The sequence below is a fragment of the Kitasatospora sp. NPDC058048 genome, from assembly GCF_042885555.1.
Taxonomy (GTDB): Bacteria; Actinomycetota; Actinomycetes; order Streptomycetales; family Streptomycetaceae; genus Kitasatospora; species Kitasatospora lactacystinica.
The window spans coordinates 15,181-34,826 of sequence record NZ_JBHVRT010000041.1 but is presented as its reverse complement, the minus strand read 5'-3'; the positions used below and the strand labels follow the sequence as shown (position 1 = coordinate 34,826).

At 73.7% G+C, this 19,646-nt stretch carries 16 protein-coding genes; 10 read left to right on the top strand and 6 right to left on the bottom strand.

Annotation, left to right across the window (positions count from 1 at the left end; all coding sequences use genetic code 11):
- The first annotated feature begins 222 nt into the window (after nt 1-222).
- Nucleotides 223-2,730 (top strand): right-handed parallel beta-helix repeat-containing protein, encoded by a 2,508-nt coding sequence (locus tag ACFVVA_RS32965; RefSeq protein WP_387694421.1) that lies wholly within the window; start codon nt 223-225, stop codon nt 2,728-2,730.
- A gap of 89 nt (nt 2,731-2,819) precedes the next feature.
- The gene (locus ACFVVA_RS32960; RefSeq protein ID WP_359911835.1) at nt 2,820-3,119 is read left to right on the top strand and encodes a DUF6191 domain-containing protein; all 300 of its coding nucleotides are present in this window, start codon (nt 2,820-2,822) and stop codon (nt 3,117-3,119) included.
- A gap of 142 nt (nt 3,120-3,261) precedes the next feature.
- Here the strand turns inward: ACFVVA_RS32960 and ACFVVA_RS32955 are convergent, their stop codons facing one another.
- Nucleotides 3,262-4,392, bottom strand: coding sequence for a PLP-dependent cysteine synthase family protein (locus tag ACFVVA_RS32955; protein WP_387694420.1), 1,131 nt, complete (start codon nt 4,390-4,392; stop codon nt 3,262-3,264).
- A 168-nt stretch (nt 4,393-4,560) separates the two neighbouring features.
- Complete coding sequence (locus ACFVVA_RS32950) at nt 4,561-5,841, bottom strand: ROK family protein (protein ID WP_380353122.1); 1,281 nt, start codon at nt 5,839-5,841, stop codon at nt 4,561-4,563.
- Between the two features lie 17 nt (nt 5,842-5,858).
- Here ACFVVA_RS32950 and ACFVVA_RS32945 point away from each other — a divergent pair, with 17 nt between their 5' ends.
- A complete protein-coding gene (locus ACFVVA_RS32945) occupies nt 5,859-7,160 on the top strand; it encodes an MFS transporter (RefSeq protein ID WP_387694419.1) in 1,302 nt (433 codons plus the stop codon).
- Nucleotides 7,161-7,254: 94 nt separating this feature from the next.
- A complete protein-coding gene (locus tag ACFVVA_RS32940) occupies nt 7,255-7,827 on the top strand; it encodes a HutD family protein (RefSeq protein WP_387694418.1) in 573 nt (190 codons plus the stop codon).
- 155 nt (nt 7,828-7,982) lie between these two features.
- On the opposite strand, the gene ACFVVA_RS32935 is transcribed toward ACFVVA_RS32940, so the two are convergent.
- A complete protein-coding gene (locus ACFVVA_RS32935; RefSeq protein ID WP_387694459.1) occupies nt 7,983-8,876 on the bottom strand; it encodes an esterase/lipase family protein in 894 nt (297 codons plus the stop codon).
- A 203-nt stretch (nt 8,877-9,079) separates the two neighbouring features.
- Here ACFVVA_RS32935 and ACFVVA_RS32930 point away from each other — a divergent pair, with 203 nt between their 5' ends.
- Nucleotides 9,080-10,393 carry a PucR family transcriptional regulator gene (locus ACFVVA_RS32930; RefSeq protein WP_387694417.1) on the top strand — a complete coding sequence of 438 codons (1,314 nt, stop codon included), beginning with the start codon at nt 9,080-9,082 and terminating at the stop codon, nt 10,391-10,393.
- A 65-nt stretch (nt 10,394-10,458) separates the two neighbouring features.
- On the opposite strand, the gene ACFVVA_RS32925 is transcribed toward ACFVVA_RS32930, so the two are convergent.
- Nucleotides 10,459-11,214, bottom strand: a complete 756-nt coding sequence (locus ACFVVA_RS32925) for a DapH/DapD/GlmU-related protein (protein ID WP_359911850.1) — start codon at nt 11,212-11,214, stop codon at nt 10,459-10,461.
- A 106-nt stretch (nt 11,215-11,320) separates the two neighbouring features.
- On the opposite strand from ACFVVA_RS32925, the gene ACFVVA_RS32920 reads away from it, so the two are divergent.
- Nucleotides 11,321-12,091, top strand: coding sequence for a maleylpyruvate isomerase family mycothiol-dependent enzyme (locus ACFVVA_RS32920; RefSeq protein ID WP_387694416.1), 771 nt, complete (start codon nt 11,321-11,323; stop codon nt 12,089-12,091).
- 111 nt (nt 12,092-12,202) lie between these two features.
- Here ACFVVA_RS32920 and ACFVVA_RS32915 read toward each other — a convergent pair whose 3' ends face one another.
- Entirely contained in the window at nt 12,203-12,976 is a 774-nt protein-coding gene (locus ACFVVA_RS32915; protein ID WP_380353113.1) for an enoyl-CoA hydratase family protein, read from the bottom strand.
- A 237-nt stretch (nt 12,977-13,213) separates the two neighbouring features.
- Here ACFVVA_RS32915 and ACFVVA_RS32910 point away from each other — a divergent pair, with 237 nt between their 5' ends.
- Entirely contained in the window at nt 13,214-14,044 is an 831-nt protein-coding gene (locus ACFVVA_RS32910; RefSeq protein ID WP_387694415.1) for an ATP-grasp domain-containing protein, read from the top strand.
- A gap of 63 nt (nt 14,045-14,107) precedes the next feature.
- Nucleotides 14,108-14,512, top strand: coding sequence for a RidA family protein (locus ACFVVA_RS32905; RefSeq protein ID WP_387694414.1), 405 nt, complete (start codon nt 14,108-14,110; stop codon nt 14,510-14,512).
- Nucleotides 14,513-14,533: 21 nt separating this feature from the next.
- On the opposite strand, the gene ACFVVA_RS32900 is transcribed toward ACFVVA_RS32905, so the two are convergent.
- Nucleotides 14,534-15,982 (bottom strand): MFS transporter, encoded by a 1,449-nt coding sequence (locus ACFVVA_RS32900; RefSeq protein ID WP_387694413.1) that lies wholly within the window; start codon nt 15,980-15,982, stop codon nt 14,534-14,536.
- A gap of 105 nt (nt 15,983-16,087) precedes the next feature.
- Between ACFVVA_RS32900 and ACFVVA_RS32895 the strand changes: the two genes are divergently transcribed.
- The gene (locus ACFVVA_RS32895; RefSeq protein WP_387694412.1) at nt 16,088-17,077 is read left to right on the top strand and encodes an ArsR/SmtB family transcription factor; all 990 of its coding nucleotides are present in this window, start codon (nt 16,088-16,090) and stop codon (nt 17,075-17,077) included.
- A gap of 183 nt (nt 17,078-17,260) precedes the next feature.
- Entirely contained in the window at nt 17,261-19,564 is a 2,304-nt protein-coding gene (locus ACFVVA_RS32890) for a glycosyl hydrolase family 18 protein (protein ID WP_387694411.1), read from the top strand.
- Nucleotides 19,565-19,646: the final 82 nt, after the last annotated feature.

Genomic DNA, 19,646 nt, shown 5'->3' with positions numbered 1-19,646 from the left:
CGTGCGACTTCGCGAGCCGACCCGAGCGGAACCACCTCTGTGCGCGCTCGTTGAAACAAGTGGTCGGAACCTGTGGCGGCGCTGAACGCTACCGGTGTCCGCGCGACCGCGGGCGGCCGGACCACCCACGTGGGCGCGCTACGGTGGGCGGACGGCCCGCGCACCCCCGCGCGTACGGCCCGTTGATCGCCGGCTCGACGAAGGTGGGGACGACAGACCGTCATGGCTGAGCACAGGGTCCGAGTCACCCAGGACAGCGCATCCCGCTGGCGTCGCCGCGCGGGAGAGTACGACACGCTCGCGGAGGCCCTGGCCGCCGCCGAACCCGGCGACACCGTGACCGTCCGTCCGGGCACCTTCCGGGAGAACGTGCTCCTGGACAAGCCCGTGACGCTCGTCCCGGCCCAGGGTCCGGGGACGGTCCGGATCGACCCGCCCTCCGGGGTGGCGCTCACCGTGACCGCCGCCGCGACCGTACGCGACCTGGTCGTCGAGGGCGGCGACAGCTCCACCCCCGCCGTCCTGGTCACCGGGCCGGAGGCGACACCCTCCTTCAGCGGCTGCCGGATCGAGACCCGCTCTGCCACCGGGATCGAGATCACCGACGGCGCCCGGCCGACCCTGCGCGGCTGCGTCGTCACCAACCCGGGCGGGCTCGGGCTGCGGCTGCGCGGCGCGGACACCGCCGCCGCCTTCGAGGACTGCGAGGTCGCCGCCGCCGGGCAGGCCGGACTGGCGGTCCTCGGCGGCGCCACCGCGGCCCTGGACCGCTGCCGCGTCCACCACGCCTCCGGCGCCGGCGTCCTGCTCTCCGACCCCGGCAGCGCGGCCGAGCTGACCGGCTGCGAGATCTACGAGATCCGCGGCAGCGGTGTGCAGGCCGAGGCGCAGGCGGGCGGGCGGCTGGTCGACTGCGAGATCCACCGGGTCACCGGCAACGGCCTGACCCTGGACGGCGAGGCCGAACTGGTGCTCACCGGCTGCCGGGTGCACGACCTGCCGGAGAACGGCGCCGACCTGCGCGGACGCGCCCGGCTGAGCCTCGCGAACAGCACCGTCCGGGACTTCGGGCGCGGGGCGCTGTCGGTCTGGGACCAGGGCACCGAGGCCGTCGCCGAGTCCTGCCAGATCCACAGCTCGACCGGCGAGTACCCGGCACTGTGGGTCAGCGACGGTGCCCGGCTGACCCTCACCGACTGCTCGCTGCACGACCTGCCGGACGCCCTGTTCGTCCTCGACCGGGACTCCGCCGCCACCGCCGAGGGCTGCTCGTTCAGCCGGATCCGCAGTTCGGCGGTCTCGGTCAGCGGCGGGGCCACCGTCTCCCTCGCCTCCTGCCGGGTGCAGGAGGCGGGCACCGGGCTCTGGTTCCGCGACCACGGCAGCGGCGGACTCCTCACCGACTGCGAGATCTCCGACGTGGCCACCGGCGTGATCGTCACCAAGGGCGCCGACCCGGTGCTGCGCGACTGCACCGTACGGGCCAGCACGGACGCCGGGGTGTACGTCTCGGCGCAGGGGCGGGGCACCTTCGAGGACTGCCGGGTCTCCCAGGGCAAGGGCTTCGGCTTCCACATCATCGACGGCTGCCGGACCCAGCTCATCCGGTGCCGGGCCGAACACAACCAGCGGACCGGGTTCGAGTTCTCCGAACCGGGGCCGGTCACGGAGGGGTGCATCTCGGACGACGTCGCGGCCGCTCCGGTACCGGCCGCCCCCGCCGCCCCCGGTGGCGGTGCGGGACCGGGGCCCGGGCGCGGGTCCGGACCGGCCTCCGGGCGCGGGCCGGGGCTGGGCTCGTCCTTCGGGTCCCCCGACGTACCGGCGCCGCGCGCGGCCCAACTGGCCTCGGTGGCACCGGCGTTGGCACCGCCCGCAGGCGGCTCGGGGGCCATCTCGCCGATCCCGGACTGCCGGCCGGCCGAGGAAGCGCTCGCCGAGCTGGACTCCCTGGTCGGACTGGCCACCGTGAAGCAGGAGGTGCGCACGCTGATCGACCTGATCTCGGTCGGCCGTCGCCGCCGCCAGGCCGGACTCAAGGCGCCCTCGCTGCGCCGGCACCTGGTCTTCACCGGGGCCCCGGGCACCGGCAAGACCACCGTCGCCCGGCTCTACGGCGAGATCCTCGCCTCGCTCGGGGTGCTCCAGCGCGGGCACCTGGTCGAGGTGGCCCGAGTGGACCTGGTCGGCGAGCACATCGGCTCCACCGCGATCCGCACCGCGGCCGCCTTCGACCGGGCACGCGGCGGGGTGCTCTTCATCGACGAGGCGTACGCGCTCGCACCCGAGGACGGGGCACGGGACTTCGGGCGCGAGGCGATCGACACCCTGGTCAAGCTGATGGAGGACCACCGGGACGAGGTGGTCGTCATCGTGGCGGGCTACACCGCCGAGATGGAGCGCTTCCTCTCCGCCAACCCCGGCGTCTCCTCCCGCTTCTCCCGCACCATCGGCTTCCCCGACTACACAGCGGACGAACTCCTGGAGATCGCCAGAGCACAGTGCGCCGAGCACGAGTACGCGCTCTCCGAGGACACGGAGAAGTCGCTGCTGGAACACTTCGGCGGGCTGGAGCGCGGGCCCACCTTCGGCAACGGGCGCACCGCACGGCAGGTCTTCGAGACCATGGTCGAGCGGCACGCGGTGCGGATCGCCCATCTCGCGAACCCGTCCACGGAGGAACTCCAGCTGCTCGTCCCGGCCGACCTGCCGGCCGCGCCGCTGCCGTAGCGGCGGCGACTGGGAGCGGGGAGCAGGGAGCAGGCAGGCAGCGTCGCGACAGGGGAACTCGTCGGCCGTACCGGGCCGTTGAGGCGGACATGGGTGTGCTGCTGACGGGCGCGGCGGGCGGGTTGCTGCTGCCGGCCGGACTGGTCGTGGTGTTCTTCCTGGGCGCGGTGGTACGGCGGCTGCGCGCCCGCCCGACGGCGGAAGCGGGCGGCGGACGCGGTGCGGGCGCGACCGCCACGGAGGAGCTGCACGCGCTGCTCTACCCGGGCAAGCGGGTGCAGCTGGAGCAGCGGCGGGTCGAACTGGTGCTGCGGGACGACGAGCACGACGGCGCACCGAAACGTACGGGGATCGACCTCGCAGGCGGCCGGGCGGTCATCCGGCGGTGACGGCCTCGGGCCTCAGGCGGACAGCCGAGGGCGAACAGGCGAGGGCGAACAGGCGACAGACAACAGATGTCAGATAACAGATGATGAAATCTGTCAGCTGACAGTTGTCATCCGTCGGCCCTCGACTGTCCGCCCACCGGGCTCAGCCCACCCAGGCACCGCCCGCGAGGAAGGACTCCAGCGCCGCCCGGTACGGCGCGATGTCGATCCGCTCGCCCGCCAGCCAGTCGTCGGAATAGTACTTGTCCAGGTAGCGGTCCCCCGGGTCGCAGATCAGGCCGACCACACTGCCCGTCCGCCCGTCCGCCCGCATCTCGGCGACGATCCGCAGCGCACTCCACAGGCCCGTCCCGGTGGAGGCCCCCGCCTTCTTGCCGAGCACCTGCTCCAGCACCCGTACGGCGGCGATCGACGCGGCGTCCGGCACCCTCATCATCCGGTCGATCGCCCCCGGGACGAAGCTCGGCTCCATCCGCGGCCGCCCGATGCCTTCGATCCGCGAACCGCTCTCGCAGACGGCGTCCGGGTCGTGGTGCACCCAGCCGTCGAAGAAGCAGGAGTTCTCCGGGTCCGCGACGCAGATCCGGGTGTCGTACTGCATGTAGTGGACGAACCGGGCGATGGTCGCCGAGGTGCCACCGGTACCGGCGGTGGCCACGATCCAGGCCGGCTCGGGGTGCGGCTCCAGGCGCAGCTGGGCGAAGACCGACTCGGCGATGTTGTTGTTGCCGCGCCAGTCGGTGGCCCGCTCGGCATAGGTGAACTGGTCCATGTAGTGCCCACCGGTCTCCTCCGCGAGCCGGGCGGAGACCTCGTACACCTCGTCCGAACGGTCGACCAGGTGGCACTCGCCGCCGTGGAACTGAATCAGGTCGATCTTGGCCTGGCTGGTGCTCTTGGCCATCACGGCGATGAACGGCACGCCGATGAGCTGGGCGAAGTACGCCTCGGAGACGGCGGTGGAGCCGCTGGAGGCCTCGATCACCGGCTTGCCGGGCCGGATCCAGCCGTTACAGAGCCCGTAGAGGAAGAGTGAGCGGGCCAGGCGGTGCTTGAGCGAGCCGGTCGGGTGGGTGGACTCGTCCTTGAGGTAGAGGTCGATCCCCCACTGAGCGGGCAGCGGGAAGCGCAGCAGGTGGGTGTCGGCGGAGCGGTTGGCGTCGGCCTGGACCTTGCGCACCGCCTCCTTGAGCCAGGCGCGGTACTCCGGGTCGGAGCGGTCGACGTCGACGGTCGGCTCGATACCGGGCTGGGTGCCGCGCTGGGTGCTCATGGTCGCTGTCTCCCTCGTAATGGCCCCCCACTGCTCACTACGAGTGTATGAGAGTCACGATAAGTGACCGTTTTCGCAGTCCCAGCTTCCGCTTATCGCCTCCACCGCCCCGATCGCCTCATCGGCCTTTATCGCCCTCTACTGCCCTCTACTGCCCTCGATCTACCGTCAAGGCAGAACCGGCACCGACTGCGGATCCGCCAGGTACGGTCCCCAGCCCAGTTCGGCCGCGCCCGCGAGCGCGCCGTGCGCCAGCTCCGCGCCGACGATCGGCACCCGGCCGCTGCGCCCCCACAGGCTGCGCTCGGCGACCACCGACCGCAGCCGGTCGGGCGCGGCGTCCAGCAGGTGGAGGTGCAGCCCGCTGAGGACCACCCGGTCGGGGTTGAGGATGTTGGCGACGCCCGCCAGGCCGAGCCCGAGCCGGTCGATGACGTGCTCCACCGCCGCCCGCGCCCGGTCGTCCGTCGCGGCCGCCCGGCACAGCTCGCGCGCCTGGTCGAGCAGCGGGCGCCCCGGTTCCGGGGTGAGTCCGGCGGCGGCGAACAGCGCGTCGGGGTCGGTCTCGGAGTTGAGGCAGCCCCGGTTGCCGCACTTGCACGGTCGGCCCTGCGGGTCGACCGTGAGGTGGCCGACCTCCAGGGCCAGGCCGGCGCTGCCGGTGTGCAGGTGGCCGTCGATGACCAGCGCACCACCGACGCCGCGGTGGCCGGACGTGACGAAGAGCAGGTGGCGGGCGCCTCGGCCGGCACCGTGCCGGTACTCGGCGAGCGCGGCCAGGTTGGCATCGTTGGCGATCGCGGTGGGCAGCGGGCGCATCGCCCTGGGACCGTGGTCGGCGCGTCCGACCTCGACGTCGTACAGGTCGGCGACCGGGGTGCCGCTGGGCCAGGCGAAGTGCAGCGCGGCAAGGGCGGCGCCGTCCGGCTCGGTGACCGGGTTGGGCAGCGCGAGGGCTGCACCCAGACAGCGACGGTCGGTCGCGCGGGCCAGCTCGGCGCCCGCCACGGCGACGGCGCGCAGCATCCGGACCGGGTCGGTGGCGGCGGGCAGCGGCAGATGGACGGGCGGGTCGAGCAGTCCGCCGAGGCCGGCCAGGGTGACGCTCAGTCCGTCGGCGTGGATCTGCCCGGCGACCACGACCGGGCCCTGCGGGTCGATCGCGAGCCGGTGCGAGGGGCGGCCGCGGCCCCCGCCCGCCGGGCGCGAGTCGACGGTGATCAGGCCGAGCGCCTCCAGCTCGGCGGTGACCGCGCCGGCCGTGGCCCGGGTGACGTCCAGTGCTCGGGTGAGCGCCGAGCGGGTCGGCGTCTGGCCCGTGTGGATCAGGGAGAGCGCAGGACCCAGCAGCGTCCGGCCCCGGTCGGGCGCGGCGCGGCGGTGACTGTCGCGCTGCGCGTCGGAGTCGGTTCCGGTACCGGGCCTCGGGCTTGATGGTGAGAGCTGCACGCCCCTATTGTGACTTTGTGTCGCTTCGAAACAAAATCGGTCCACTCGCGCGCCCGAACCATCATCCCTCCTCCCAGTCTCGCAGCACACCCCCGGCGGCCGACAGCCCCTGGGGGGCCGCACGTGTCGCCCTCACCGCGTTCTTCGCCATCGACGGCTTCCTCTTCGCCGCCTGGGTCGTCCGCATCCCCGACATCCGCAGGCAGGTCGGCGCCTCGCACAGCGCCCTCGGGCTCGCCCTGCTCTGCCTCTCCATCGGCGCCGTCCTCACCATGCCGATGATCGGCCGGCTCTGCCTGCGGTACGGCTCGCGCCCGGTCACCGTCGGCTCGCTCGCCCTGCTCAGCCTCGCCGTCCTGCTGCCCGCCCACGCCCACTCGGTCACCGCGCTCGGCGGGGTGCTGCTGCTGTTCGGCGCGGGGTACGGCGGGGCCAACGTCGCGATGAACAGCGCCGCCGTCGACCTGGTCGCGCAGCTGCGGCGGCCCGTGATGCCCAGCTTCCACGCCGGGTACAGCTTCGGCGGGCTGGCCGGCACCGGGGTCAGCGGACTCCTCGCCGGCCCGCTGAGCACCGCGTGGGCGCTCGCCCTCAGCGCCGCGCTGGGCATGGCCGTCACGGTCGGCGCGGGAATCGTCCTGCTGCGCAGCCCGGCGGCGGCAGCCGTCGCACCGAATCATGCGGGCCGTACGGATCGTGCGGGCCGTACGGGCCGTGCCGCGGAGCCGTCCGGAATCGCGACGGCGGATGCCGGCTCGGTCCGCACCCGCACCCGACTGCTCGTCCTGCTGCTCGGCCTCACCGCGCTCTGCACCGCGTACGGCGAGGGCGCGGTCGCCGACTGGGCCACGCTCCACCTCACCGACGACGTCCGTGCGAGCTCCGCGGTGGCCGCCACAGGCTACGGCGCGTACGCATTCGCGATGGCCGGCGGGCGCGTCGGCGGCACCTGGCTGTCCATCAGGCTCGGCCAGAACCGGCTGATGCTGCTCGGTGGGCTGACGGCGGCCGTCGGCATGCTGATCGCCGCCCTGGCACCGGTGGTGCCGGTCGCGATCTGCGGGTTCGTCCTGGTCGGCCTCGGCCTGGCCAACCTCTTCCCGCTCGCCATCGCCCGGGCCGGCGAGGCCGGTGGACCGCAGGGCGTCGCGTTCGCCTCCTCGCTCGGCTACGGAGGGATGCTGATCGGCCCGGTGGTGATCGGTTTCCTCGCCGACGCCGCCGGACTGCCGCTGGCCCTCACCACCGTGACGCTCGCGGCCACGGTGGCGGCGCTCCTGCCGCTGTCGGTCGGGCGGCGGGTGACAGCCGACAGGTGACAGCCGACAACCGACGGATGACAGATGACAGATGATGAAATCTGTCATCCGTCATCCGCTGTCCGCCGTCCGCCGTGTGACAGGATGCGGGGCCATGACGAGCAGCGAAGGCTTCCAGGTACTGCGGGCGAGCGAGCGCCCGGCGACGGCGTGGCTCAACGGCGGCGGCGTGACCAGGGAGGTCGCCGGATTCCCCACCGGAGCCGGGCTGGACGCCTTCGACTGGCGGGTCAGCCTCGCGGACGTCGCCTCGGCCGGGCCGTTCTCCCCGTTTCCCGGGATCGACCGGGTGATCACCCTGGTCGAGGGCCCCGGCATGGCACTCACCGTCGACGGCACCGAGCAGCTGGTCGACGCGCCGTTCCGGCCGTTCGCCTTCTCCGGCGACGCCACCACCGACTGCCGCCTGCTGGCCGGCCCGGTGGTGGACTTCAACGTGATGACGCGCCGCGGGCGGGTCCAGGCCACGGTGGAGCTGGCCACCACGGCCACCGCGGTCGACGTCCCGGTCGCAGGCACCGGCCTCCTGGTCTGCCTTGCCGGCACGGCCTCCGTCGACGGTGTCGAACTCACCCGCTACGACGCCGCGTTGCTCCACGCCCCGGGCACGTACACGCTGCACCCGAACGGCACCACCGCCGTCGTCGGCTTCCGCACCACCCCCTGACAGCGGGCAGGCCGGCGGGCGGACGGGCCGACGCGTCGGCAGCCGCCGCCCCCGCGCACCCGCACACCCGCACACCCGCACACCCGCACGGAACGGCGCTCCCGCCTCCCGGAACACCCGGAGGCAGGAGCGCCGTCACCGGCCCGCCGTCGGACTCACCCGCAGAACACCGGCGTGGCGTGCGCCGGGTCCAGGGCGTTGGTCACCAGGTGCAGCGCCGTCGGCGAGAACGCGATCCCGACGTGTTCCACCAGCGAGACCGGGCAGTGCCCCTGCACCACCTCGTTGTCGACGCCCGGGCCGCTCAGGAACTGGGTCCGCCACGGGGTGACGACCTCGTCGAGGACCGTCGAGACCACGGTGTAGCTCACTCCCGGCACGGTGTCCGGCCGGGAGGCCATCACCTTGTTGAAGTCGGAACCCACCGCCTGGTCCCGGCAGGCCTGGCAGACGGTGAAGATCAGGTCCGCGACGCCCGGGAAGTACGGCACCAGGTTGGTGATCCCGTCGAGCGTCGTGCCGTGGTTGGACGGTGCCAGCCCGACCATCCTGCCGACCTTGGAGGCGCCGCCGAGGAACTTGAGGTAGTAGTTCGGCATCATGCCGCCCTGGGAGTGCCCGACGATGTCGACCTTGGCGGCACCGGTCGCGTTCCGCACCAGGTCCACGAACCGGGCGAGTTGGGCCGCCGACTCCGGGACCGGCCGGAGGCCGCCGATCGGCAGCAGCAGGCCGCTGCCGCTGGAGGTGATGCCGGGGATGGTCCCGTAGTCGAGGGCGAAGACGCAGTACCCGAGGCTCTTCAGCAGCGGGGAGAGCGCCAGCCAGTTCTCGTAGCGGTTGGCGAAGGTGCCGTGCACCAGGACGACCGGGTCGGGGTGCGCGGTGCTCGGCCGGCAGGTCCAGTCGTTGGCGCCGGGCGGTGAGGCCACCGTGTCACCGTCGGGCGGCAGGTCGGCGGATCCGTCAGGCGTTGCGGTCACGGCGGCGGCAGCCGGTACCGAAGGGGACGTGGCGGCGCCCGCCGGCGACGCCGTCGCCCCGACCAGCAGCGCCCCCGCCAGCAGCAGGACGCCCAGCGCGCCACCGGCTCTGCCGCGCACGGGAGTTGCGGGGAAGCGGAGAAGTGGGGTTCTCAACTGTTGCCTCCACAGCGGAAGTTTGTTACCAACAGGTAACCCGAGGGCTCCATCATGCGGTCGCCCCTCCGGCCCGGCCCTTGGGCGTTCCCCAGACCTGGACGGTGTTCTCTGTGACCGGTCACAACGCACCCCACTGCCCGCCCCCGAACACCTCCGACCGGCCGCCGGACTGGCGCGTCCCGGCCATCGGCGGGCTCCCGGCCGACCAGCGACTGCTCGGCGGCGCACGGGAGCTGGCCGAGACCGTGGTCGCCGCCCTGGTGGAGCGGGTGCCGGCCTACCGCCGGATGCCCCGCGAGCAACTCACCGGCGAGCTGACCCGGGACACCGAACGCCGCATCCGCGCCCTCGCCCACACCGTACGCACCGGGGCCCCCGCCCCCACCGAGGAGTTCACCGCTGTCCGGGAGGCCGCCGCCCGGCGCGCCGAGGAAGGCCTGCCGCTGGACGCCGTGCTGCTCGCCCACCACCTCGGCCTGGAGGTCTGCTGGGAATTCGTGACCCGGCACGCCCGGGACGGCGACGCCGGCGACCTGCTCGTTCTCAACCGGCTGCTGCTCGACCAGCTCCGCCGGGCCGCCACCGCCGCCGGGGCGGGCTACCTCGACGGACGGCACCCGACCACCGACCGGCGCGGCGCCACCCGGCACTCCCTGCTCGGCGCGCTCCTCGCGGGCACCCCCGCCGACGGGGCCGCCGGTCGCGCCGGGGTCCGGCTGCCCTCGGGGTACGCCGTGCTCTGCCTGTCCGTCGCCGACCACCCCGACGAACACTCCCCCGGCATCGACCCGGGCATCGCCGCCCGCCGCAAGCTCCGCCGCTTCGAGGCCGAACTCGACCACCGCACCCGGCAGTCGGCACTCACCGCGCTCACCCCCACGGGCGGCCTGGTGCTCGTCCCGTTCGGGCCGTCACCCGGTCCGGACGGGGACGATCCCGACGAGGCGCCCTGGCCGCTGCTCGCCGCCACCCTCGCCGCGGCGGCCCGCGCGGCCGGCGCCCCCGTACTGGCCGGGGCGGCCTCCGCGGCCCCCGCCGAGGTGCCCGGCGCGGCCGCCCTCGCCCATGAAGTCCTGGACGTGGCCCGGGCGTTCGGCCGGCCTCCGGGCCTGCACCGGCTGGACGACATCCTGCTGGAGTACCAGCTCACCCGGCCCGGCCAGGCCCGCTCCCGGCTCGCCGCACTGCTCGAACCGCTGGCCGACAGCGGGGAGTTGCTCATCACCCTGCGCACCCACCTGGCCGGGGGCCTGAACCGCCGGCACACCGCGAGCGCACTGCACCTGCACCCGAACACCGTCGACTACCGGCTGCGCCGGATCGCCGCGCTGACCGGTCTGGATCCGACGCGCCCCGCCGACGTCCCGCGGATCACCGCCGCCATCGCCGCCCGTACCGCCGAACAGGCTTCCCTCGCGGGGTAGTTCAGGCCGCTCGCGAGTTCAGGGCACTGCACCGGCGAAGAGCGCCGGCCCCTTCGCGGGTGACGTCAGCCCGACTCCCCCGGCAGTCGCAGGTCCCAGCCGACCAGGGCGCGCAGCTGCTCCGCGGTCACGCCGTCCGGCACCGGCTGCGGAGCGTCGTGGCGCAGCGGCGGCTGCCAGCCCTCGTCCTCGGTCCAGCGGCGCACCACCTTGGCCGGCGCCCCGGCGACCACGCTGTGGTCGGGCACCTCGCCGCGCACCACGGCCCCCGCCGCGACCACCACGTTGCGGCCGATCCGCGCCCCCGGCAGGATCACCGAACCGGTGCCGATCCAGCTGCCCGCGCCGATCTCCACCGGTTCGTTGCGCGGCCACTGCTTGCCGATCGGCAGCTCGGTGTCCCGGTACTCGTGCGCCTGGTCGCTGATGTACACGCCCGGCCCGGTCCACACGTCGTCGCCGATGACGATCGACTGGTGGCCGACGATGTGGCTGTCGCGGCCGATCACGCAGCCGCCGCCGATCCGCACGATCGGCTCCGGCCCGAGGTCGAGCCCGGGCAGGAACCCGGCGCTGATGGTGACCCGCTCGCCGATGATCGAGAACGGCCCGATGGTGATCCACTGCTCGTTGAACACCGCCCCGAGCGGGAAGCTGAGCGTCGTGCCGTCCCCCAGCTCGCCGAACCGGTACGGGCCGGGGTTGCGGTTGGTGACCGCGCCGGTCCGCTGCACCCAGCGCCAGCCCCGGTGGACCAGGCGTCCGGCGGCGCGGCGGCCACCGGTCCGGACGGCTGAGACGAGGGAACGGGTTATCGGCATGCGCTCACGTTACCGGCCCGTAGCGTCCGCCCGATCGCCGGGAGGCGTCCGAGGAAATGTCCGAAGTCCGCGACCGGCGGCCGATCGCGGTGGAAGACTCCGTCCCATGGAGATCACCGAGCACATCGACGCGCTGCGCCTCGAAGGCACCCGGCTCGCCGAGGCCGCAGCCCGCACCGAGCTGTCCGCCCCCGTACCGACCTGCCCGGAGTGGCGGCTGACGGACCTGCTGCGGCACATCGGCTCCGTCCACCGCTGGGCCGCCACCATTCCCTCCCAGGGCCTGCGGGCCCGGCCGGACGAGGCGGACGCGCAGGCCGCCGTCGGGCCGATGCCCTCGGACGCCGCTCTGCTCGACTGGTACCGCGAGGGCCACGCCGCCCTGGTGGACGTGCTCACCGCCGCGCCCGCCGACCTGGAGTGCTGGACCTTCCTGCCCTCGCCCCGCCCGCTGGCGTTCTGGGCCCGGCGCCAGGCGCACGAGACCTCCATCCACCGCCATGACGCCGACGCCGCCGCCGGGACGCCCGGTCCGGTCGTGGACACCGCGCTCGCCCTGGACGGCATCGACGAGCTGGTCAGCGGCTTCATGACCCGCAGCCGCTCCGCACTGCGCAGCGACCGGCCGCTCACCCTCCAGGTCCGGGCCACCGACGGGGCCGGCTCCTGGCGACTGACCATCACCCAGGAGCCGCCGGTCGTCACCACCGGCGAGAGCTCCGAGCCGGCCGACCTGACCCTCACCGGCCCTGCCCACGAGCTCTACCCGCTGCTGTGGAACCGGCTGTCCGCCGAGCGGGCCACGGAGACCAAGGCGATCGGCGACCAGGACCTGCTCGGTCTCTGGAGCGACGCGGCGGCGGTCCGCTGGTCGTGACGCCGCCGCGGCCGGGCGGCCGCGACGCCCGGGGGCGGCGCCGCCCCCGGGCGGGCCGACCCGGGCGAGCGGACCCGGGCGAGCGGACCCGCCGCCCGGGGAACCCCGCCGTCAGCGCACCCAGCGCGCGGGCCGCTTCTCCAGGAACGACCGCATCCCCTCCTGCGCCTCCTCCGAGCCGAAGAGCCGCGCCGACAGCTCCACCAGCTCGTCCGAGTCCCGCTCGAAGGAGCGCACCACCTCGGCGTTGGCCAGTCGCTTCGACTCCGCCAGGCCCTGCGGGGAGCCCAGGCGCAGCGCGTCCAGCAGGCCCTTCAGCACCACGCCGGTGGACTCGGCGGAGTCGGTGGCGCTGGTGATCAGCCCGATCCGGGCGGCCTCGGCGGCGTCGAAGACCTCGCCGGTGAGGTAGTAGCGGGAGGCGGCGCGCGGCTCCAGCTTCGGGCGCAGCGGCAGCGAGATGACGGCGGGCGCGAGGCCGAGCCGCACCTCGGTGAAGGCGAAGGTCGAGGCCGGTCCGGCGACGGCGAGGTCGGCCGCGCCGACCAGACCGAGCCCACCGGCCCGGACGTGCCCGTCGATGACGGCGATCACCGGCTTCGCGCAGTCCACGATCGCCCGCTGGAGCTCGACCAGGCCGCGCGGGCCGACCGTCGGGTCCGCGCCGGTCGCCTCGGAGAGGTCGGCACCCGCGCAGAACACCTTGCCGGTGTGTCCGAGCACCACCGCGCGGACCTCCGGGTCGGCCGCGGCGGAGGCCAGCCCGGCGTGCAGCTCGGCCATCAGCCGGGTGGAGAGCGCGTTGCGGTTGTGCGGCGAGTCGAGGGTGAGCGTGGTGACGGCGTCGGCGGTGCTGACGTGGACGAGGGGCGCTGCGCTGGTCATCGGCGGGCCTGCTTTCCGGCTGAGGGTGGGTCGGACTGCGGGTGGGTCGGACTGCGGGTGCGGTCCGGGAGGTGCCCGGACAACGCGGCACGACTCTGGCATGACCACCCGCCCCTCGGCCAGAGCCCACCCGCCCCTCGGCCGGAGCCGAGCGGCCGGGCGCTACCGGCTCCCGGCCGCTCGGCTCCGCCGAAATCCGGTGGTGGCGGGCCCAGCACCGGGGGCAGCATCGTCGCCATGACCACCGCCGATCCCGTCCTGCTGCTCGCGCCGCGCATCAACGAGACGGGCCTCCAGCTGCGCACCGCCGCCGGACGCCGCGGCCTGCGGGCGTGCACCGCGACGTCCTGGCAGGCGCCGCCCGGGCTGCGCGGCTCGGCGGTGCACGTGTACGGCGGACCGCTGTTCGGCGACGCCGTCGGACGGGAGCTCGGCCTCGGCCTGCTGGAGCCCGCCGCCGACTGGCTGACCCGGCTGCCGCTCGCGCTGACCGGACGCCGGGTCTCCTTCGGCACCCTGGCCGAGGCGCGCCGGCTGCGCCGCCCGGCCTTCGTGAAGCCGCCGGTGGACAAGCTGTTCGCCGCCCGGGTCCACCCCGACGGCGGGACGCTGCCGGGGCCCGAACTGCTGGACGGTGACACGCCGGTGCTGGTGAGCGAGGTCGTTCGGTTCGGCGTCGAGTACCGGCTGTTCGTCCTGGACGGCGCGGTGCGGGCCGGCTCCCGCTACGCCGTGGACGGTGACCTGTCCGTCGCACCGCTGGAGACCGCCGGGGCACCCGACAGGGCACCCGACGGGGGAACCGCCGAGGTGCTCGCCTTCACCGCCGACGTGCTGGCCGCGTCGGCGTCGGACGCGCCGCTGCCCAGTGCCGCCGTGGTGGACGTCGGGCGTACGGAGGACGGCCGTTGGGCCGTGGTGGAGGCCAACGCGGCGTGGGCCGGCGGTGGTTACGCCGCCGATCCGGACGCCGTCCTCGACGTGGTGCTGCGCTCGGGCGGACCGGCCGCCCAACTCCCCTCCACCGACCGCCCGTTCCTGCGCGAACTGCCCGAGGTGGTGCGCTGAGGCCGGTCGGCCGTCGGGGCCGGGGCTTGCGGCTGTGGCGGATCATGGATCAGGATCCGCGCCATGACCACCTCTCATCTCACCCACATCACCGAGCCCCCCGGAGTCGCGCCCGGTACCGGCTACACCCAGGTCGTCACCGGCAGCGGCCGGATGGTCCAGGTGTCCGGCCAGGTCGCCTTCGACGAGCAGCGGAACCTGGTCGGCGAGGGCGATCCGAAGGCGCAGGCGCGGCAGGTCTTCGAGAACCTGCGGCGTTGCCTGGCCGCCGCCGGGGCCGGGTTCGAGCACGTCGTGAAGCTCACCTACTTCATGACGGACATCGCCCACCTCTCGGCCGTCCGCGAGGCCCGCGACGAGCACTTCGGCTCCCTTCCGCTGCCGGCCTCCTCCGCGATGCAGGTGGCCGCCCTGTTCAAGCCCGAGGTGCTGATGGAGATCGAGGCGATGGCGATCGTCCCCGAGTAGCCGGCCCGGGGCCGTCGCGTCTCACACCGCGCCGGGGCTCGCCTCCCGCCGCCCGGCCCACCGGACGGCGGGGCGCATCGCCAGGCCCGCCGCGGCCAGCACCGCGCCCAGGACGACCCAGCCGACCATGCCGTACCCGATGACCAGGGCGCCGACCAGCGCCGGACCGGCCATCAGCGCCGCCGCCGTCCCCGCGTTGAACACGCCCTGGTAGGCGCCGTGATCGCGTTCGCCCGCGAGGTCGTAGCTGAGCGCCCAGCCGCCCGCCTGCGCGGCGACCTCGCCGAGCGACTGCAGCGCGACCCCGCCGAGCACCACCACGGCCGCGACGACCGCGGGCAGGCCGTGCGCCAGCGAGACGACCAGGCAGGAGGCGGCCAGCACCACTCCGGCGCGCCCGCAGGCCCGGGCGGCCCCCGTCCGCTCCTCGGTGCCCCGGGTGGCCCGCACCTGCAGGGTGATCACCAGCAGGGTGTTGACGATCAGGGTGCCCGCGACGGTGATCCGGGGCGCGTCGGTCTCCTGGACGATCCAGAGCGGTACGCCGACCTCAAGGACGGCGAACTGCAGGCAGAGCAGTGCGTTCAGCACCGTCACGGCCAGGAACGGACCGTCCCGCAGCGCCGGGTTCGGCCGCCGGCCCTGCTTGACGCCCCGGCCCGACGGGTCCGACGGGTTCGCGACTCCGGTCTGAGCGGACGGCTCCGACGCTGGCGCCCCGGACTCCGACGGCTCGGACGGCTCGCACACTGCCGCCCCGGACCCCGACGGCGCCGACGCTCCGGTCACCGACGGGCGCTGCGGGATGTCGAGGCGGTGGAACAGCACGGCGACGGCCACGAAGGAGGCGGCGTCGGCCAGAATCGCCGTCAGGTACACCGGCCGGGTGTCCACTTGGAGCGCGATCGCGCCGACAGCCGTTCCCAGGCAGATCCCGACATTGGTCACCACCCGCAGGTGGGCCCGGCCCGCCACCCGGCGGTCGGCGGGCAGCACCTCGGCGTAGAGCGCGTTCCGGGTGGCGGCGGAGCCGCGGTCGACCGCGGAGACCAGGCAGGCCAGCGCGACGAACGCCGGGTAGCTGTGCACCAGCGCGTACCCGGCGGTGCCGATCGCCTGCACCGACACCAGCACCACCAGCACCCGCCGCGCACCCCAGCGGTCGGCGGCCCGGCCGGCCGGCACGCTCGCGACGACCCCGCACAGGCCGGCGGCGGTCATCCCGAGGCCCAGCTGGGCGGCGCTCAGGCCGAGCACCCGGGTGAAGAACAGCACCGCGACGGAGAGGGAGAGGCCGTTGCCCACCGTGTTGACCAGGGTGATCCCCGCCAGCCGACGGACCGTCGGGTCGGGGTGCAGCCGGCGTCGCAGCGCGGCGGCGACCCCGGTGGCACGGGGGGTCGCAGGCGCAGCCCGGTCTTCGGGCACGGCAGGGGAAGGTGCGGAGGACTCCGCCGTCGAGGTGGTCATGCATGGATCCCACCGCGCGCCGGAGCGGACCAGTACTCCTTTAGGCTCTGGCTGAATCCTAAGCCGGACCGCCCGCCCCGGCCGATCCCCGCAGAAGGATGCCCCGTGCACCGGTTCACGCTCCGCCTGGCCGACCTCGCCACCACCTGGTTCGCCGTCTCCCCGATCCACGAGGCGGCACTCAGCCTGCGGATGTGGACCCACCCGGGCGTCTACCACCTCCAGACCAGGGCCTTCGAGCAGCTCAGTCCCACCTTCGAACGGCTGGACTCCCGTCTTCTGCTCTCGCTCGTCGCCGAGAACCGCTTCGTCCCCGACTTCCTGACGCCGCGCCCCACCTCCCCCTCCCCCGAGTTCCGTTCCGAGATCGCGACCGTCCGGGCGTTCCCCCCGGAGCAGTTGCGCGCCGAACTGGAGCAGACGTTCCTCTCGCACGGCCAACCGCTGCCCGCCGCACTCGCCGCCGGACTCGCCCGCCCGGAGCGGCTGTTGGCGCGGATCGCCGACACGCTGGAGGAGTACTGGGAGGTGTGCCTCGCCCCGACCTGGTGGCCGCAGGCCCGCGCCGTTCTGGAGGCCGACCTGGTCTACCGCGCCCGGCTGCTCGCCCACCACGGCGCGGCGGCCCTCTTCGCCGACCTGGACCACCGGCTCCACTGGGAGAACGGCGTCCTGTCGATCAGCCGGAACTGGACGGACGGGGACGTGGAGACGCCCGTGGACGGGCGCGGCCTGGTGCTCTGCCCGACCTTCTTCGTCCGCGGCGCGATCACGATGATCAGCAATGACCGTGCGCCGCAGATCAGTTACCCGGCACGCGGACAGGCCGGGCTGGCCGGCCGGGGCACGCCGGTGCCGCCGCAGGCCGTGGCGGCGCTGGTCGGCGCGCCGAAGGCCCGGCTGCTCGCGCTGCTCGCCGAGCCCGCCTCCACGACCGACCTCGCCTTCCGCCTCGGCGTCACTCCGGGCGCGGTCAGCCAGCACCTTTCCGTCCTCGCCGCCACCGGCCTGGTCACCCGGGCGCGGCACGGCCGCTCGGTGCTGTACCGGCGCAGCCCGCTCGGGGACGAGCTGACGGGGGCGGGAACGAACTGACGGAGGCCGGGGCGGGGTCCGGGGGCCCGTCAGTGGTACAGACCTGTTGACGCATTGGTCCAGTCCTCCTACAGTTCCCATGCCTTCGCCTCCCCACGGCACAGGCATCGATCGCACACGGATCAATGGATCAACCAAGGTTCTACGTCACCCTGTTCAACCCCCACAGCCACAGGGAGAACCATGTCCGCTCGATCCCGGGCCGGGCGCCCGCGCGTGCGCAGCAGACTGCTGGCACTGCTCTCCGTCCTGCTCCTTCCCCTCGCCGCGCTCACCGCGCTGGCCGCCCCGGCGAACGCCGCCGGAAAGCTCACCGCCACCTTCACCAGCGCCGACAACGGCTCCTGGTGGCAGGGCACCTACATCGTCCACAACGACAACGCCGCCGCGGTGAGCGGCTGGACCCTGGAGTTCGACCTCCCGGCCGGCGTCACCATCGGCAACAGCTACAACGGCACCGCCACCGTCAACGGCCGGCACGTCACCGCCACGGCGGCGTTCTACAACTCCACCGTCAACGCCCACAGCACCACCGAGCCGTACAGCTTCTGGTTCGTGGGCAACGGGCCGGTCTCCACCCCGCTCAACTGCCGCATCAACGGCGACAAGTGCGACGGCTCCGCGGACGTCCCGCCGTCCGCGCCGGGCACCCCGACGGTGACCGAGTCCACCGCGCACACCCTCGCGCTGAGCTGGCCGGCCGCCACCGGCGGGGACTTCCCGGTCGTCGGCTACGACGTGCTGAGCGGCGGCACCGTGCTCGCCTCCGGCCCGTCCACCGGCGTCCTGGTCACCGGCCTGACCCCGGCCACCTCGTACACCCTGACCGTCCGGGCCAAGGACAGCCGCGGCAACACCGGCCCGCTCAGCCCGTCCGTCACCGCGTCCACCTTCGACCCGTCCACCGACACCTCGCCGCCCACCGCGCCGACCAACCTCCGGGCGACGGCGGTCGGTTCGACGGACGTGAAGCTCGCCTGGAACGCCGCCACCGACAACGTCCGGGTCGCCGCGTACGACGTCTACCAGGGCAGCACCCTGGCGGCCACGGTCACCGGCAGCACGCTCGGCGCGACCGTCGGCAGCCTGTCGCCGTCCACCGCCTACACGTTCACCGTGAAGGCCCGGGACCCCGCCGACAACGCCTCACCCGCGTCCGCCCCGCTCTCCGTGACCACCTCGGACCTGGTCGGCGCCGGAAAGTACGCCCGGGTCGGCTACTTCGTCCAGTGGGGCATCTACGGCCGCCAGTACTTCGTCAAGAACCTGGACACCTCGGGCGCCGCCGCCAAGCTCGACGTCATCAACTACGCCTTCGAGAACATCGATCCGGTCAACCTGACCTGCATGGCGGGCGTCACCAAGGGCACCAGCGGCAACCCGGAGGACCCCGACCAGGGCACCGGCGCCGGTGACGCCGACGCGGACTACGGCCGGGCGATGAGCGCCGACCAGTCGGTGGACGGCGTGGCCGACGACGGCTGGGGCAAACTCCGCGGCAACCTCAACCAGTTGAAGAAGCTCAAGGCCAAGTACCCGAACCTGAAGGTGGTCGTCTCGCTCGGCGGCTGGACCTACTCCAAGTACTTCTCCGACGCCGCCGCCACCGACGCGTCCCGGCAGAAGTTCGTCAAGTCCTGCATCGACACCTGGATCAAGGGCAACCTGCCGGCCTACAACGGCGCCGGCGGCGACGGCGTGGCCGCCGGCATCTTCGACGGCATCGACCTCGACTGGGAGTGGCCCGGCTCCGGCGACGGCCACCCGGGCAACCACTGGAGCGCCAACGACAAGGGCAACCTGACCCTGCTGCTGGCCGAATTCCGCAAGCAGCTGGACGCGTTGGGCGGCTCGCACAAGCTGCTCACCGCCTTCACCCCGGCCGACCCGGCGAAGGTCGCCGCCGGCTGGGACCTCTCGAAGATCTTCGGCTCGCTGGATATCGCCAACGTCCAGGGCTACGACTTCCACGGCTCGGGCAGCGACAACTCCTGGGAGCCGAACCGCACCGGCCACGCCTCCAACCTCTACCAGGACCCGAACGACCCGTACACCACCCACTTCAGCGTGGACACGGCCGTCCAGACGTACCTGAACGCCGGGGTCAACCCGCGCAAGCTGACCATCGGCTTCCCGTTCTACGGGCGCGGCTGGCAGAGCGTCGCGGACGGCGGCGCGAACGGCGCCTGGCAGTCGGCGAACGGCGCCGCACCGGGCCAGTTCTCCGACGAGGCCGGTACCCGCGGGTACAACAACCTGATCACCAGCCTCTCCGGCCTCAAGGTCTACCACGACCCCAAGTCCATTGCGACGTACGGCTACACGGGAGCCGGCGGCCAGTGGTGGACCTTCGACGACGCCTGGTCGATCGCGCAGAAGACCGCCTACCTCAAGTCGAAGAACCTGCTCGGCGGCATGATCTGGGAGATGTCCGGCGACACCCCGTCCGGCACCCTGATGTCCGCGCTGGACACCGGCCTCAAGTAGTCCGCCCGAGCCCGCCCCGGGCCCACGTACACGCCCACCGCGACCCGGGCCCGCGCAGCCCGCGTCGCAGGCAGGACGGGGC